At 68.6% G+C, this 16,091-nt stretch carries 12 protein-coding genes; 8 read left to right on the forward strand and 4 right to left on the reverse strand.

The window, feature by feature from the left end:
• The first annotated feature begins 136 nt into the window (after positions 1-136).
• The 3 genes from F0U44_RS18000 to F0U44_RS23095 are packed head-to-tail and all read left to right on the forward strand — an operon-like array spanning position 137 to position 2,807.
• Positions 137-1,369 carry a cytochrome P450 gene (locus F0U44_RS18000; protein WP_188113545.1) on the forward strand — a complete coding sequence of 411 codons (1,233 nt, stop codon included), beginning with the start codon at positions 137-139 and terminating at the stop codon, positions 1,367-1,369.
• A gap of 16 nt (positions 1,370-1,385) precedes the next feature.
• Entirely contained in the window at positions 1,386-2,645 is a 1,260-nt protein-coding gene (locus tag F0U44_RS18005) for a cytochrome P450 (RefSeq protein WP_149729736.1), read from the forward strand.
• 3 nt (positions 2,646-2,648) lie between these two features.
• Entirely contained in the window at positions 2,649-2,807 is a 159-nt protein-coding gene (locus F0U44_RS23095) for a hypothetical protein (RefSeq protein WP_188113546.1), read from the forward strand.
• Here F0U44_RS23095 and F0U44_RS18010 read toward each other — a convergent pair.
• Complete coding sequence (locus tag F0U44_RS18010; protein ID WP_149729737.1) at positions 2,785-4,920, reverse strand: MMPL family transporter; 2,136 nt, start codon at positions 4,918-4,920, stop codon at positions 2,785-2,787. The two genes, F0U44_RS23095 and F0U44_RS18010, sit on opposite strands and share 23 nt — an antisense overlap.
• 132 nt (positions 4,921-5,052) lie before the next feature.
• Between F0U44_RS18010 and F0U44_RS18015 the strand changes: the two genes are divergently transcribed.
• A complete protein-coding gene (locus F0U44_RS18015) occupies positions 5,053-6,201 on the forward strand; it encodes a sensor histidine kinase (RefSeq protein WP_149729738.1) in 1,149 nt (382 codons plus the stop codon).
• Positions 6,198-6,866, forward strand: coding sequence for a response regulator (locus tag F0U44_RS18020; protein WP_149729739.1), 669 nt, complete (start codon positions 6,198-6,200; stop codon positions 6,864-6,866). The genes F0U44_RS18015 and F0U44_RS18020 overlap by 4 nt, the downstream gene beginning before the upstream one ends.
• Before the next feature lie 21 nt (positions 6,867-6,887).
• Here the strand turns inward: F0U44_RS18020 and F0U44_RS18025 are convergent, their stop codons facing one another.
• On the reverse strand, positions 6,888-7,145 hold the full coding sequence (locus F0U44_RS18025; RefSeq protein WP_149729740.1) for a hypothetical protein: 258 nt from the start codon (positions 7,143-7,145) through the stop codon (positions 6,888-6,890).
• A gap of 78 nt (positions 7,146-7,223) precedes the next feature.
• Here F0U44_RS18025 and F0U44_RS18030 point away from each other — a divergent pair, with 78 nt between their 5' ends.
• The 3 genes from F0U44_RS18030 to F0U44_RS18040 all read left to right on the forward strand — a co-directional run bounded on the left by F0U44_RS18030 (position 7,224) and on the right by F0U44_RS18040 (position 13,089).
• The gene (locus tag F0U44_RS18030) at positions 7,224-9,674 is read left to right on the forward strand and encodes an ATP-binding protein (RefSeq protein ID WP_223163739.1); all 2,451 of its coding nucleotides are present in this window, start codon (positions 7,224-7,226) and stop codon (positions 9,672-9,674) included.
• Between the two features lie 59 nt (positions 9,675-9,733).
• The gene (locus F0U44_RS18035) at positions 9,734-10,996 is read left to right on the forward strand and encodes a PucR family transcriptional regulator (RefSeq protein ID WP_149729742.1); all 1,263 of its coding nucleotides are present in this window, start codon (positions 9,734-9,736) and stop codon (positions 10,994-10,996) included.
• Positions 10,997-11,079: 83 nt separating this feature from the next.
• Positions 11,080-13,089 (forward strand): fatty acid desaturase, encoded by a 2,010-nt coding sequence (locus F0U44_RS18040; RefSeq protein WP_149729743.1) that lies wholly within the window; start codon positions 11,080-11,082, stop codon positions 13,087-13,089.
• Here F0U44_RS18040 and F0U44_RS18045 read toward each other — a convergent pair.
• Both F0U44_RS18045 and F0U44_RS18050 read right to left on the reverse strand, forming a co-directional pair.
• Positions 13,063-15,135 (reverse strand): hypothetical protein, encoded by a 2,073-nt coding sequence (locus F0U44_RS18045; protein WP_149729744.1) that lies wholly within the window; start codon positions 15,133-15,135, stop codon positions 13,063-13,065. The two genes, F0U44_RS18040 and F0U44_RS18045, sit on opposite strands and share 27 nt — an antisense overlap.
• 284 nt (positions 15,136-15,419) lie before the next feature.
• On the reverse strand, positions 15,420-15,839 hold the full coding sequence (locus F0U44_RS18050) for a hypothetical protein (protein WP_149729745.1): 420 nt from the start codon (positions 15,837-15,839) through the stop codon (positions 15,420-15,422).
• Positions 15,840-16,091 lie beyond the last annotated feature (252 nt).

The following is a 16,091-nucleotide window of genomic DNA, read 5'->3' on the forward strand; positions in this document are numbered from 1 at the left end:
TCATTGTGTGGCGAGGGCCGCAGAATCGCCGATACGAAACCCTTTCGTATTTCGCCGATGGTCTGTAGTGTCTGATTAGAACGTGTTCCAGCTGGGCGGTCCCATGCCGTCCGAGCGACTGAAAGGTTCCACCGACGTGACCGCTGTCGACATCCCCGCCGGCTTTGACCCGACGAACCCTGACATCAACGCCGTCGGGCTGCCCCATGACGAGTGGAAGGCGATGCGCGCTACCTCGCCCGTCCACTGGGTCGAGCAGCCGCCGGAGGCCCGTGCCGGCTTCCTCGACACCGGCTACTGGGCGGCGACCCGCCACGCCGAGGTGCGCGAGGTCTCCAAGAACAACGAGAACTGGTCGACCAACGAGAACGGCGTCATCATCCGGTTCGCCCCGGACATGACCCGCGACCAGGTCGAGATCCAGCGCGCGATGCTGATCCACAACGACCCGCCGACGCACACCAAGATGCGCGGCGTCGTGTCCCGTGGCTTCACCCCGCGCGTCATCGCCTCTCTCAAGGACGGGCTCAAGGCGCGTGCCTACGAGATCGTCGAGGAAAACGCGGCCAAGGGCTCCGGCGACTTCGTCGAGGACCTCGCCGCCGAGCTGCCGCTCCAGGCGATCGCCGAGCTCCTCGGTGTGCCGCAGGAGGACCGCAAGAAGATCTTCGAGTGGTCCAACCAGATGATGGCCTACGACGACCCCGACTTCGACGTCGACCCGGCCGTCGCCTCGATGGAGATCCTCGGCTACTTCGACGCCCTCGCCACCGACCGGCGCGAGAACCCGCGCGACGACATCGTCTCCAAGCTGGTGCACGCGGGTGACGACGGCCACGGCGCGCTGACGAACGACGAGTTCGGCTTCTTCGTCATCCTGCTGGCGGTCGCCGGCAACGAGACGACCCGCAACGCCACCAGCCACGGCATGCACGCCTACTTCCAGAACCCCGACCAGTGGAACCTCTGGAAGTCGGACCGCCCGGAGACCGCCGTCGACGAGATCGTCCGCTGGGCGACCCCCGTCACCGTCTTCCAGCGCACCGCCCTCAAGGACAACGTCCTCGGCGGCCAGCCGATCGCGAAGGGCGACCGCGTGGGCATTTTCTACGCGTCGGCCAACTTCGACGAGACCGTGTTCGACGACCCGTTCACGTTCAACATCCTGCGTGACCCCAACCCGCACGTCGGGTTCGGCGGCCACGGTGCGCACTATTGCCTCGGCGCCAACCTCGCCCGCCTGCAGATCAACCTGATCTTCAACGCGCTGGCCGACATCACGCCGAACATCAGCCTTGCCGGGGAGCCGAAGCGCCTGCGCTCGGGCTGGCTCAACGGCATCAAGGAGATGCAGGTCAACTACAAGTAGTCCTTGGAGGACGAGCGTGACCGCTGACCAGTCGACAACCTGGCAGTTCGACTTCACCGACCCGGACATCAACTGGTCGGCGGTACCGCACGACCAGTTCCGCGAGCTCAGGGGCCGCGGTGCGGCCACCTGGGTGCAGCAGCAACCCGGGTCGTACGACGGCTTCGCCCCTGAGTCCGGCACCGGCTACTGGGCGCTGACCCGTCACGCCGACGTCGCTGCGGTCTCCAAGGACAGCAGGCGTTTCTCGTCGGCGGAGAACGGCGCCATCATCCGGTTCCCGGAGGGGATGGACCGCGCGTCGGTCGAGATGCAGCGGGTGATGATCCTCAACCAGGACGCACCCGAGCACTCGACGATGCGGCACATCGTGTCGCGGGCCTTCACGCCGCGCTCGATCACGCAGCTCGAGCAGATCATGCGCGAGCGGTCGCGGAAGATCGTGAGCGACGCGGTCGCGCGTGGGTCCGGTGAGTTCGTCGAGGAGGTCGCGGCCGAGCTGCCGCTGCAGGCGATCGCCGACCTCATCGGAGTCCCGCAGAACGACCGGAAGAAGCTCTTCCACTGGTCGAACCAGATGCTCGCGGGCGACGACCCTGACTATCAGGAGGTCGACGGTCAGGAGGCCGCGGCCGAGGTCTTGATGTATGCGATGGCGATGGCTGCCGATCGCAAGGCTGCGCCTCGCGACGACATCGTCACCAAGCTGCTCCAGGCCGACCTGAACGACGCGTCGGGCGGGGGCAGGGGACTGACGGACGACGAGTTCGGCTACTTCGTCATCATCTTGACGGTGGCCGGCAACGAGACCACGCGTAACGCCATCACCCACGGCATGAACGCGTTCTTCGACAACCCCGACCAGTGGGAGCTGTGGAAGCGCGAGCGCCCCGAGACGATGGTCGACGAGGTGGTCCGCTGGGCCACGCCGGTGACGGTCTTCCAGCGCACCGCCCTCACCGACGTCGAGGTCGGGGGAGTCGAGGTCAAGCAGGGACAACGGGTCGGGCTGTTCTACGCCTCGGCCAACTTCGACGAGGACGTCTTCAACGACCCGTTCCGCTTCGACATCACCCGCGACCCCAACCCCCACGTCGGCTTCGGTGGGCACGGCGCCCACTACTGCCTGGGCGCCAACCTGGCCCGCCAGGAGATCAACATGATCTTCAACGCGCTCGCCGACCTGGCTCCCGACATCACCAAGGCCGCCGAACCACGACGCCTGCGCCACGGCTGGATCAACGGCATCAAGGAGCTCCAGGTCCGCTACCGTTGAGGCATGGATCACAGCAACATCGACACCGAGCAGTTCCCCGGCTTCTCGGAGAACAGCTACCAGCACACGATGCACACCTACGCGTGGGTCTCGCTGTGGCTGATCATCGGGATCGGCGTCGCCTTCGGGATCTTCGGCTTCATCCACGGCCTCGCGAACTGACGCCTCCCTGAGCCGCGGTGTCGGCCGCCGCCGGCTGCTCTGCCACGGCAGGATCCAGCTCCGGCAGTAGGCGGTCCAGCCACGCCGGCAGCCACCAGTTCGCGTCGCCGAGCAGCTTCATGGTCGCCGGGACCAGCACCATGCGGATGACGGTGGCGTCGAGGAAGATCGCCGTGGCCAGTCCGACCCCCATCATCTTCACGACCGGGTCACTGCCCAGGACGAAGCCCGAGAAGACCGCCACCATGATCAGCGCGGCCGCGGTGATGGTGCGTCCGGTGCCGGCGATCCCCTCGATGACCGCACGGGTGTTGTCGCCGTGGCGGCGGTGCTCCTCGCGCACCCGCGACAGCAGGAACACCTCGTAGTCCATGGAGAGCCCGAACAGGATCGCGAACATGAACAGCGGGATGAACGACACGATGGGCACGGTCGATTCCACGCCGATCAGGCTGGCTGCCCAGCCCCACTGGAAGACCATGACGAGGACGCCGTACGCCGCGCCGACGCTCAGCAGGTTCATCAGGACCGCCTTCAGCGGCACCAGTACCGACCGGAACAGCAACGTCAGCAGCAGGAACGACAGCAGCAGCACGGCCGCCACGAAGCGCGGCATCCGCTCCTGCACCCGGTCCCCGAGGTCGGCGAAGGTCGCGGTCTGCCCGCCGACATGAGCGGTCGCCGAGGTGCCGTCGAGCGCCGCCGGGAAGACGTCGTTCCGTAGCCGAGCGACGGTCTCCTGGGTGGCAACGTCTTGCGGCGACGTGGTCGGCTGCGCCACCAGGGTCGCCACGCCTGCGGCGAGGTCGACGATCGGTTCGCCGACCGACGTGATGCCCGGGTCGGCGGCCACTGCCGCGGCCAGCGGTCCCACGACGGACTGCTCCCGCGAGATGTCGACCGCAATCACCAGCGGCCCGTTGGCCCCGGGGCCGAAGCCCTCGGCGATGAGGTCGTACGCCCGTCGTTCGGTCCTCGACTCGGGCTTGGTCCCGTCGTCAGGGAAGCCCAGGTCGAGCGCGAGGACCGGAGCGGCCAGCGCCAGCATGAGGACCCCGCCACCGACGGCGTACGACGTCGCGTGCCGCGTCACGTGCGCGCCCCACCGATGCCAGCCGGTGCTGGGCCGGTGCGGGGAGCGCCGGCGTCCGTTGATCCGGTGCCCGGCGAGCCCGAGCAGCGCCGGCAGCAACGTGACCGATGCGAGCACCATGACGAGCACCATCGCGGAGATGGCGATCCCGCCGCCGGTCACGAAGGGGATGCCCGCGAAGAGCAGCCCCAGGATCGCCACGACGACCGTGCCGCCGGCGAACAGGACGGCCTGACCGGCCGTCGCCATCGCCCGACCGACGGCCTGCGCGACCGGCATCCCGAGGGCCAGGTTCTCACGATGCCGGGTGACCAGGAAGAGCGCGTAGTCGATGCCGACGCCGAGGCCGACCATGGCCGCAAGCTCCGGCGCCCACGCCGGGATGTCGATCACGTAGGTCACGAGCTTCATCGAGGTGATGCCGACGATCAGGCCGAAGAGCGCCATCCCGATCGGCAGCCCCATCGCGATGAGGGAGCCGAACGCGATCAGCAAGATGACCATCGCGACAACGAGCCCCGCGACCCCGCCGAGCCCGGTGGGTGCCTCCTCGAACGCGAAGAACAGGTCGCCGCCGGTCTCGATCGTCATCGACGACTCGTCCCGCAGGTCGGCGACGGCTTCCTTGAGGTTGGCAAGGTCGGACTTGTCGAGGTCCGCGACCGCGGGGTACTGCACCCGAACGAGTGCGATGTCGCCCTCGGGCGAGACGTTGCTCGTCGTACCGAGCACGTGGGGGAGCGCCTCTAGTGCGGCCTCCACTGTGGGCAGCTCCGCGGCAGCGTCCGGCGCTTCGAGCACGACGTGGGCGGTGACGCCGCCCTCGGCAGCCTGCGTCTCGGCGAGCAGCTCGGCAGCGCGGTAGGAGTCGAGGCCGGGTGCCTCGAAGCTCTCGTCGAGCTCGCGCCCGAAGGCGCTCGAGGAGGCGATGACGACGACAGCGAGCAGGACCCACGCGCCGATGGCGGCCCAGGGCCGGGTGGCGGCAGACCGGCCGAGCCGGTAGAGGAGTTGAGACATGCGTCCACCGTGGCCTGGCCGCGGGCGATCCACATCGGGCCAAAGAGTGGCCGGCTCCTCAGCCGAAAGTACGACGAGAGGATCGTCCTTGTGCCCCGTACGACGAGGCTCGCCGCTCTCTAGGCTGACGGGGTGCTCGCCGCCTTCTTCCGCTCGGTCCTCGCCGAGCCCCGTGCCCCCGACGCGCCGGTGCGCGTGTGGCGCGACTGGGTCCTGGTCGGCGGCCTGCTGATCACGGCCGTGTCGGAGGCGGTCTTCCGCCCCGACGTGCCGTGGCGCCCCCTGGCCACCGTGGTCACGCTCCTAGTGATCGTGGTCCTGTTCTGGCGGCGTACTCAGCCGCTCCTGGCGACCGCGGTCGGCTTCGGCGGTTCGCTGGTGCTCTACGTCCCGACGGTCGTCGACGACGTCGCCGACGTGGGGCTCAACTCCATGGCCGCCGTCCTGCTCTTGCCCTACGCCTTGTACCGCTGGGCTTCCGGCCGCGAGGCGCTGATCGGTACGGCGATCATCGCGGTGCCGGCGGGTCTGTCCTTCGCGACGACCGAGACCCCGTTCGGGGAGGTGCTCGGTGGCGTCACCGTGCTGGTCGCATCGTTCGCCCTCGGGGCGGCGATGCGTTACCGCGCGGCTGCGCGCCAGCGCGAGGTGCAGCAGGTCAGGATGCTCGAGCGCGGTGAGCTCGCCCGCGAGCTGCACGACACCGTCGCGCACCACGTGTCGGCCATCGCGATCCAGGCCCAGGCCGGTCGGGCCGTGGCGGCCACCGACCCGGCGGCGGCGGTCGAGGCGCTGGCCGTGATCGAGGCAGAGGCGTCTCGGACGTTGCTTGAGATGCGCGCGATGGTCGGGGTGCTCCGCGAGGGCGACGCCACCGACGCTGAGCCAGCCGAATACGGACCGCAGCGGGGTGTCGGCGATCTCGACGAGCTGACTCGGCTGAGCCCGCTCGTGCGGGTGAGCTGCGCCGGCGATCTCGCTGGGCTGCCGCAGCCGGTGGACATGGCGGTCTACCGGATCTGTCAGGAGTCGGTCACCAACGCGATCCGGCACGCGCGCCACGCCACGACAGTCAGCGTGGAGGTGACCGGCGAGGTCGGCGTCGTACGGTTGCGTGTGCACGACGACGGTGAAGCAGCCCGCCCCTCGACCAGCGGCGGCTATGGCCTGCTCGGGATGGCGGAGCGGGCCAAGCTGCTGGGCGGCGCCTGTCAGGCCGGGCCCGACCCGGCCGGTGGCTGGACCGTCGAGGCGACGCTGCCGCGCGAGGTGCCGCGATGACGGGCGAGGGGACCATCCGGGTCGTCGTCGCCGACGATCAGCTCCTCGTCCGCACCGGCCTCACCATGATCCTCAACGCGCAGCCCGGGATCGAGGTCGTCGGCGAGGCAACGGACGGTCTTGAGGCCGTGGCCGTCGCACGTGAGCTGCGTCCGGACGTCTGCCTCTTCGACATCCGGATGCCCGGCATCGACGGGGTGGAGGCCACCCGCCAACTGGCCGGGCCCGGCGTCGAGGACCCCCTCGCCGTCGTCGTCATCACGACGTTCGACCTCGACGAATACGTCCACGGCGCCCTCAAGGCCGGCGCCCGAGGCTTCCTTCTCAAGGACGCCGGGCCCGAGCTCCTGGTCCAGGCGATCCACGCCGCCGCGAACGGCGACGCGCTCATCTCGCCCAACATCACCCGCCGCCTGCTCACCACGCTGGCCAACGCGGAGCGAGCCACCCCGCCGGCCCAGCCGATCGAGCCGCTCACCGAACGCGAGGAGGAGGTGCTGCTCACCGTCGCTCGCGGCCGCACCAACTCCGAGATCGCCGACGAGCTGCACATCACGCTGAGCACGGTGAAGACCCATGTCGCCGCGCTGATGAACAAGCTCGGCGCCCGCAATCGGGTCGAGGTCGCGATGTGGGCCTACGAGACCAGGCGGGTCAGGGACTAGCAGGCAGGCGAAGGGAACAGTTCAATCGATCCGCTTGCGGCGACCTGGCACGGGAGGTCCGTACTTGATGCGACGAATGACCAGTTCGTCGACGGCGACCGCGACGCCGATCGGCAAGACGTAGATCAACGCGACAAGGCCGACAGCACCCTTTCGCCGTACCTCGATGCCTGTTGCTTGGACGACCCACACGGTGATGGCGATAGCACCTGCAAGCCAGGCGACCAGGAGCAAGACCCAGATCCCGCTCTGCAGCCGGGCTGGAACCTGCTTCCACATGCGCGGATCGTATGCCGCACGTTCGGCTCGGTCTGATCCGCGGCGGCAGGCGGCGGATTGACCTTGCCTAGGCTCCTGTTGTCGAGTGAACTGGCGGGCATGGCAACCTCGCCACGTGTGCTGCCGTCGGGGCGGGTGACGTTTGCCTTCATTGATGTCGTGGGGAGCACCAAGACATTTGCTGCCCATGGTGATGCGTTCGTCGCTGCGGTGACGGCGCTGCACGACAGGGCCGTCGAGCACACTCAGAGCCAGGGCGGCGCGGTGGTCGCGACCGAGGGCGACGGGGCGTTCCTGGCCTTCCCGGACGCTGGCTCGGCGGTTCGCGCGTTGAGCGGGTTGCAAGCCGAACTCGAGGGCGCCTCTGGTGATGATGGCGGGCTTCGGCTGCGGATCCGGTCTGGCGCGCACACCGGTGATGCGGTGCCGGTGGGTGACAACTACCTCGCGTTCGCGGTTCATGTGGCCGCTCGGGTTGCCGGCGCCGCCAACGCTGGTCAGGTGCTGGTGACCGACGAGGTGCTCCATGAACTGACCGCGGCCAAGGAACTCCCTGCGACTGATGCCGTGGATACCGGGATCTACCGGTTGAAGGATCTGAGCGACCCGGTTCGGATCTGGCGTCTGTTCGGCGACGACGCATTGCCGCGGGCGACCCCGGCCCGGCGGACCAATGTCGAGCCGCCCCGGACCAGTTTCGTGGGCCGCGTGGCCGAGCTCGAGGAAGTTCGCCAACTCGTTGCCGAGCCGGGCCTGGTCACGGTGATCGGGCCAGGCGGCACTGGCAAGACGCGGCTGGTGAGCGAGTTCGCGTTGGCGGATTCCGATGCGTTTGAGGGCGGGGTGTGGTTGGTCGAGCTGGCCACGCTCGATGACGCGGACCTGATCGTGCCGACCGTCGGTGATGCGCTCGGTCTGACCGGAGCCAATCTGGGTGCGGTGATCGGTGACCTGCAGCGTCGTGGGCGCTGCGTGTTGGTCGTTGACAACTGCGAGCACCTGCTGGACCCGGTGGTCGATCTGGTCGAAGAACTGTGTGCAGCGCTGCCGAACGCAACGGTGCTGTGCACCAGCCGCGAGGCGCTGAGGCTGCTCGGCGAAAGGGTGATGGCGCTGGCGGGGTTGGCCGCCGAAGGGACCGCCACTGACCTGTATCTCGACCGTGCGGCCTTGGCTGCGCGCACCGAGACCGACCTCCATCAGGTAGCGCAGCTCTGCGCGGCGCTGGACGGGTTGCCGCTCGCGATTGAGCTCGCTGCCAGCCAGGCTCGGACTGCGCCACTGACCGAGATCCTCGAGGCGGTCCTGTCCGGGAAGGACTCGTTGGGCCGCCGCGGCGGGCAGGAACGGCAGCGCAGTCTGGACGCAGTGCTGGAGTGGAGCCTGGGCCGACTGCCCCCAGCCACCCGGAACTCACTCCTCACCCTGGCGGTGTTTCCCGGTCGATTCACGCCCGACATGGCGCGGACGGTGCTGGCCGCCGCCCCACGTTGCGACGTGGAAGCAACCCGGCAGCTGGCCAGGGCCAGCCTGATCGACCTCGACGGCGACGACTACCGCCTGCTCAGCACGGTCCGTGCTGCGGCACTACGACAGCTGTCCGAAGACCCCGAACTGCACGAGGAAGCGCTCGACGCCCTGGCGTCGTGGGCGTCCGACCTCGGGGTGAGGCGCTTCGAGATCAAGACCTACCACGACGACGTACCCTCCGACACCCTGCTGGCGGTCGAGGCCGCACTGGCGCACGGTCTCGACGCGAAGATCACCGGCCTCGGCAAGGCCTGGAACCTCATCGAAGTGGTAGCCGGAGTTCGCGGGGCCACCCCGGGACTGCTTGCCCTGGCCAAACGTGCCGCCGCCCTCGAAGTGACCGATGCTGACGAGGCATGGACCCCCGTGTGCGCAGCGAACCTGTTGCACGTCCTGGAGGTGCCGGTCGCGGCCGAGCCGGTCCGCTTCGACCAATACGCGGACCTGGCGCGCGCCGAAGGTGATGGGCGCCTGCTGACCTCCGCTCTCAGCGCAGCGGCGAAGATCTGGGAGCTGGCCGGTGACGACGCGACGGGTCTGGCACGCCGGTTGGAACAGGTCGAGGCCAGTGAGCGCCCCGGCTGCCGCCACAACCTTGGGATGGCCCTAGGAAATCTCGGCAGGCACTACTGGGAGGTTGGTGACTACGCGGCCGGCGAGCAAGCATTTCGCGCTGCAGCCGATGTTGCCCAGGAGGCAAACACCTGGGCCGGCTACTGCGTCCACCTCTGTGCCCTCGCTGAGGTCGCCCTCCACGATGGACGCTACGCCGAGGGCCGGGACTACGCTCTTGACGCGTTGAAGGTCGCGCTGCCGGAGTGGCGGCTTCGTGGGTACGCGTTGGCGGTCCTCACTCACTCGTACCTCGGGCTCGGCGACCGCGCGTCGGCGCTGGCGACCGGCCGCCTCGCCGTCGAAGCCACCCGACCCTTCACAGGAATGGCGACGGACCCAGCGTATGACCAGATGCTCGTCGAGCTTCCGGAGTTGCTTCACTGACGTAGAGGCCCAGGACGGCTCGGGCATTCCGACACTGTGACGCTCGATAGGCTCCGGGCATGGGTGCGAGGGCGGGGGAGTCGGCAGACCTTCCCGAAGCGGTGGCGACCGAGCTCCGCCGTACGGCCGCCGAGCTGCTGGGGGACGTGTCGTCGCACGCCGACGTCATGTTCGACTACATCCTCGAACGCATCCCCGAGGCCGGTGCCGATGACGATCTCCGGGGCCTGACGCTCGGGTCCTGCTCGTCGAATCTTGAGGCCGTGCTGTCGATGGTCCGGCACGGCATCGACGTGAGCGCCTCGAAGGCTCCGGTTACTGCTCTCGAGCATGCGCGCGCGATGGCGGCCCGCGGCTACAGCGTCGATGTGATGCTGCGCTTCTACCGGATCGGTCACGCCTACTTCACCGAGCGCATCCTGACCGGGGTCTCTGCGTCCATCTCCGACCCAGCCCTCGCTCTTGCGGTGGTGGCCGACCTGCAGCGCTACGGGTTCGCCTACATCGACCGGATCTCGAGCGAGGTCGCCGCCGAATATATCGCCGAGCTCGACCGGATTCAGAACCGAGTCCGCGCGGCTCGGACCGATGCGGTCCGCGCGTTGATCGCGGGGGACCAGATCGACCTCGGGCGCGCCGAGCGCGCGCTGTCCCACCGGCTCACCGGATGGCAGACGGCCTTCGTCTGCTGGACCGAGCGCGACGACGCTGACCTCGCGCGCGTCGGCTCGGCGGTCGGTGCGCATCTGGGTTCCCCTCATCCCTTGCTCGTCCCGGACGGCGCCCAGGCGTTGTGGGGCTGGGTCTCGACCGCACAGGCTCCCGCCGTCGAGCCGCCGGACCTCGCGCCGTTGGTCGAGCAGATGCCGAAGACGGTCCGGATCTCCCTCGGCACGCCTGCGCAGGGCGCCGGCGGATTCCGCGACTCGCACGCACAGGCGCAACGCGGTCGGCGGATCGTCGAGCTCTCCGGCCGGGGCGGTCTGGTGACGTCGTACGCCGAGATCGCGCTGGTCGACGTGATGAGCGGGGACCTGGACCTCGCTCGCGGCTTCGTCGCGTCCGAGCTCGGTGCCCTCGCGGCGCAGGGACGCCAGACGGAGGAGGAACGTCGGGCGTTGCTGGCAGTGCTGGACGCACAGGGCGGGTTGGCCGCTGCAGCCGAGGAGCTGGGCGTGCACCGCAACACCGTGCTGCAGCGCGTTCGCCGGGCCGAGGAACGTCGAGGGCGTCCAGCTACCGAACGTGTCGCAGAGCTCCATGCAGCGTTGCGGCTGGTCGAGGTGCTCGGATCAGCGGTCCTCACCTCGGAATCCAGCTGACCTGACTCGCATGTGCTGCGCGCACATGGGCGTGGGCTCCACACCACTAGCAGGGACAGCTCGCTGTTCGTACCTTGAGTGGCATGTCAGCAACCACAGAGCAGCTCGAGCCCACGGCCTCGCGCCACGCGCTCCCTGACCCCGGCGAAGAGATTCCGGCGATCTCGTGGCCGATCCTCGGCATCTTCTCCGGCGCGATCGCGGTCTTCGCGTTCTCCACCTGGGCAGCGCTGGCCGAGCGGCTGCCTGGTGCGGCGACCGTCGCGCTCAGCGCGACGGCGATCTTCGTGCTGTTCACCGTGGTTCATGACGCGGCGCACTACTCGGTGAGCACCCAGCGCTGGGTGAACGTCGCCTTCGGCCGAGTCGCGATGCTCTTCGTCTCGCCGCTGATCTCGTTCAAGTCCTTCGCGTTCATCCACATCGAGCACCACCGCAACACCAACGACGACGAGAACGACCCCGACCACTTCGTCAGTGGCGCCCCCTTCTGGCAGCTTCCGCTCCGCTTCGGGCTGATGGACCTGCCGTACGTGTCCTTCCTGGTGCGCAACGTGAAGCGCCGGCCCCGGGCGGAGGTGCTGGAGACCGTCTTCCTCTTGACCGTGACGGTCGCCGTGATCGTCACCTGCGCTCTGACCGGGCACTTCTGGACCCTGGCCCTGGTGTACCTGATCCCGGAGCGGGTCGCCGTCTTCGTCCTGGCCTGGTGGTTCGACTGGTTGCCGCACCACGACCTCGAGGACACCCAGCAGGAGAACCGCTACCGCGCCACGCGCAACCGCGTCGGGTCCGAGTGGATCCTCACGCCCCTGCTCCTCTCGCAGAACTACCACCTGGTCCACCACCTGCACCCCTCGATCCCGTTCCACCGCTACGTCGCCGCCTGGCGACGCAACGAGGAGGCCTACCTCGAGCGCGACGCTGCGATCGGCACCGTCTTCGGCCAGCAGCTCGACACCGAGGAGTACCGCGAGTGGAAGAGGCTGAACGGCAAGCTGGCGCGGATCCTCCCGGTGCGGATGCCGAAGCGGTCCAGCGCCCGTGCAGCGGAGTTCCACACCGTCCCGGTCGCGAGCGTCGATCGGTTGACCGATGACAGCGTGCTCATCCACTTCGAGGTCCCCGCCGACCTGCGCGACCAGTTCTCCTTCGAGCCCGGTCAGCACGTCACCGTCCGCACCGACCTGGGAGGGGAGGGCGTACGACGCAACTACTCGATCTGCTCCTCAGCCACCTCCGACCAGCTCGCGATCGCCGTCAAGTACCTCCCGGGCGGGGCGTTCTCCACCTTCGCGATGGAGCAGCTCCGGGCCGGCGACACCCTCGAGCTGATGACGCCGACCGGTTCGTTCGGTACTCAGCTCGACCCGCTCGCCGAGAAGCACTACGTGGCGATCGTCGCCGGCAGCGGCATCACCCCCGCGCTCTCGATCCTGCAGACGACCCTGGCCGTCGAGACGGAGAGCCGCTTCACGCTGGTCTACGGCAACCGGGACGCGGACAGCACGATGTTCCGCGCGGAGCTGGATGACCTGGAGGCGCGCTATGCCGACCGGCTGCGGATCATCCACGTGCGGTCCCGCGATCCGCGGCACCCGGCCGATCTTCGTGGCCGCGTCGATCGCCCGAAGCTCGAACAATGGCTGGAGGCTGACCTGCCCGCGGCCTCGGTGGACGAGTGGTTCCTGTGCGGACCGGTCGAGATGGTGACCGACCTGCGCGACCTGCTCCTCGAACGCGGTGCCGAGCCCGACCGCGTCCACGTGGAGCTCTTCCACGGCTATCAGAGGCCCAAGGTCGCCGACGACTTCATTCCGGCGACGGTGGCGGTCACCCTCCGTGGCCGTCTGCACGAGGTCGCGCTAGCGGCGGGGGACACCGTCCTCGAGTCCTCGCTGAAGGCCGGCCTGGACGCGCCGTACGCCTGCCTCGGTGGAGCATGCGGCACCTGCAAGGCGAAGGTCGTGCTGGGTTCAGTCGCGATGGAACAGAACTTCGCCCTCGCGCCGGCGGTCGTGGACGACGGCTACGTGCTCACCTGCCAGTCGCACCCGACCACACCGTCAGTCGCTGTCGACTACGACGCTTGACCCAGGTACGTCGACCGGGGACGGCGCGACCGGGGCCACGTAGGCCCGCGCTTGTCGCCGGCGGGCGCGTCGGCGAGACAGCGCGCGGCCGAGCAGTGCCGTCCCGGCCAGGAGCGCTAGCCCGACGGCGAGGAGACCTCCACCCAGGAGCGTGCTCCGCTCCGCGGCGTCGGACGCCTCGCGCGCCGCGGTCGTAGCGCCTTCGAGGTCTCCTTCGGCCAGGAGGTCGTCGGCCTCGGCGGCCTTGTCGTCGACGCCGAGCACGAAGGCACCGAGGGCCGTCACCGGGTTGCGCGACTCGACTGCGGCCGCGTCGGCCGTGCCCACCGCGTCGACCGCCGTCGCCGCCTTCGGCAGGGTGTCGGAGAGCTCGTCGTAGTCCACCGTGCTCTCGGCGTCCTGGTAGAGCGCGACCACCTGCTCCGGAACCCCCATGTCATGACGCTGGGCAGCCTTCTGGACCGCGATGACGGCCGGCCCGAGGTCGGCCACCTGAGTGAGGGTCTGCTGGGCGTGTTCGAACGCCCAGTCGGTCATCGCCGTACGCACGCCCAGCGGCGGCACCCACGGGCCGTCGGCAGCGTCGACGTCCTGGTAGTCCGCGAGGGCACGCCGGCGGTCATCGAGCTGCTTGCGCTCCGTCGGCGTGAGCACCCATTCGCTGAAGATCCGGGGCGCCTTGTCGTTGTGGCCCATCACCTGCACCAGGTCGAGAAACCGCTGCCATCCGGTGCGGCTGGCAAGCGGGCGAGTCTCGCCGGGGACGGCGTAAGCGCTCTTGCCGGCGATGGCAGCGGCCAGCACGATGCTGCGGATGCCGTCGTCCATGCCGCCGAGTAGCTCTTTCATCGTGCGGTACGACGCGGGGTAGCCGTAGCTGTCGGTCGGCTGGGAACGTCCAGCCGCCTCGCCCCACGTGTTGAGCGGCAGGGCGTGCTTGCTCGTGGTCGAGACCGGCTTCCGCTGAGTCGGCTTGTCGCCCTGGGTCGCGACGGCCCGAGCGGAGATGTACTCGGCGATCCCTTCGTAGAGCCAACGCTCCTCGAACGCGGTCTGCGAAGCCCAGGCGTGCAGGAGCTCGTGGTAGAGCAGCTCCTGGTCGAGCTCCTCACCGATCGTGATCGAGTCCTCCGAGCTGTCGAACCAGCCGTCGTAGCCGCGGAGGTTGGGGGACAGGTCCTCGCGGACCGTCGTGAGCCCGCCCGGCCACGGGGTGCCGACGAGCTCCGCCAGCAGCGGGACCCCCGACGTCATCCGCGAGGCCACGAAGCGCAACCATTCCTTGTCGTCGCTGAAGGCCTGCACCTCCACTTCCTGGTCGCCGAGCTCCACCGTTCGTGTGCGCGCGATGTCGAGGTCGCGAGCCGAGATCACCGCCCAGAAGCCGGAGTCCCCGGCGTCGGTCGTCGCGGTGTAGGTGACGGTCTTGCCGTCCTTGCGGTCGTCGAAGTCGTCGGTGGTCGCGTCGAAGGTCATCGATGCGGGCAGCACCACCTGCACGGTGTTCTGGCCGGCGTCGCCGCGTCCGTAGACAGCGAACGTCGCATAGCCAGGCCCGACCCGCGTCTGGTTCTTCGAGCGTGGCTCCTCGCCCTCGAGGACGAACGAGACGGTGACGGTGCGGCTCTGGCCGTAGAGCAGGTTGGAGGGGAAGGCGATGTTCGCGATCTCCGTGCTCGGGTCCTTCGTGGGCTCTCGGGTCACCGAGAGCGGGGCGCCGTTGGAGACCGCAGTCACCTGGGCCGCCTCCACGGGGACCGGGATGGTGATCGAGGGCAGGTAGAAGTAGTGGATGTAGTTGCCGGTCGTGTAGCTCGGCCGCTCGTTGGTCACGGTCATCGTGACCGTGGCCCGGACGACTTCCTTCTTGGCGTCGAGGACGTAGCGGCTGGTGGAGTCGACATCAAAACCGTCCTCGGCCTGGGCCGCGGGGGCGGCCAGCGCCACGGTGGCGGTGGCGACTGCGAGGGCTCGACGTGCGCGAGCGGCGTACGTCGTCGATCGGTGCTCCGGGCAGGCGGACGCCCCCGAGAGGCTGACGTGCATGGGGTTCCCCCGTGTTCTATGCCCGACCCCAGATGGCCACTGGCAGCGACTGGGCTCCATTTTGCATGGTCGTTCTCCCGCGCGTTGCTCAACCTCCAGATCTGATAGCGCCGACAGGACCCGACCACTCCCGCACGGTGCTCATTGATTGCGTGCCACTTCTGGATGGCGTCGAACGCTCACGTTCTTCGCGGCGAAGTGACGCGCGATGCTTGGGGGACACGCGTGCACGTCTGAGCCGCGATGGCTCGCCAATGTGCGGCGGTGCGCCCACCCTCATGCAACTACCAGCAGCTGTTGCCCCGTGGTTCTGGCTTGTACTTCTTCTCGAAAGCGCTGATGGATGAGCAGTACCCCGTGAAGGTTCCAAAATCGGCAGCCTCCTGCACGGTCGTTCCGGGCGCGAGACGCGTCCACACTCCTGGCGCTACTGCAACGGCGAACGTCTGGCCCTCGAACTCGGAGTTGATCGGGAATGGGACCTCCGAGACCCGGACCTTCTTCGGGAACCCCTTTGGATAGGGCGGCAGCGCTGGCGGCTCGGGCGTCACAGTGACGGTCGTGGTCTCCGTCGCAGTCGCAGTTGCTGTGACGGTTGCTGTGTCTGTAACGGTCTCCGCGGCCGTGGCAGCGTCCTTGTCGTCGCTACTTCCGCAGGCGGATACGAAAAGGAGAGCGGAAACGACGGCGACGGCGTACCTCATGTCGGGAGCGTAGGCGCGAGGGTCGACCGTGGAGGCCTACTTGGACAAGAATGGCGGACCCTGTCTCCAACCCGCCGCAGCCGCGTGGATTGCAAGCCGCAAACAGGTAATCGCGGCGGTATGACGCATCAGTCATCAGCGGGTTCGGATTACGAAAGGGATGGCGGGTCGGATCGAACCTCTGATCGAAATCGCGAGCACACTGGCTCTTTCCAAGCCCGTCGGTGCAGCACTCCCATGCGACCTTCACTG

Origin of the sequence: Nocardioides humilatus (assembly GCF_008373755.1) — a bacterium.
In the GTDB taxonomy this organism is placed as follows: Bacteria; Actinomycetota; Actinomycetes; order Propionibacteriales; family Nocardioidaceae; genus Nocardioides; species Nocardioides humilatus.

Excerpts from the sequence above, each read along its gene's own strand:
- F0U44_RS18010 (WP_149729737.1), bottom strand. The coding sequence starts at position 4,920 with ATGTCTCAACTCCTCTACCGGCTCGGCCGGTCTGCCGCCACCCGGCCC.
- F0U44_RS18020 (WP_149729739.1), top strand. The coding sequence starts at position 6,198 with ATGACGGGCGAGGGGACCATCCGGGTCGTCGTCGCCGACGATCAGCTC.
- F0U44_RS18045 (WP_149729744.1), bottom strand. The coding sequence starts at position 15,135 with ATGCACGTCAGCCTCTCGGGGGCGTCCGCCTGCCCGGAGCACCGATCG.
- F0U44_RS18025 (WP_149729740.1), bottom strand. The coding sequence starts at position 7,145 with ATGTGGAAGCAGGTTCCAGCCCGGCTGCAGAGCGGGATCTGGGTCTTG.
- F0U44_RS18050 (WP_149729745.1), bottom strand. The coding sequence starts at position 15,839 with ATGAGGTACGCCGTCGCCGTCGTTTCCGCTCTCCTTTTCGTATCCGCC.
- F0U44_RS23095 (WP_188113546.1), top strand. The coding sequence starts at position 2,649 with ATGGATCACAGCAACATCGACACCGAGCAGTTCCCCGGCTTCTCGGAG.
- F0U44_RS18035 (WP_149729742.1), top strand. The coding sequence starts at position 9,734 with ATGGGTGCGAGGGCGGGGGAGTCGGCAGACCTTCCCGAAGCGGTGGCG.
- F0U44_RS18040 (WP_149729743.1), top strand. The coding sequence starts at position 11,080 with ATGTCAGCAACCACAGAGCAGCTCGAGCCCACGGCCTCGCGCCACGCG.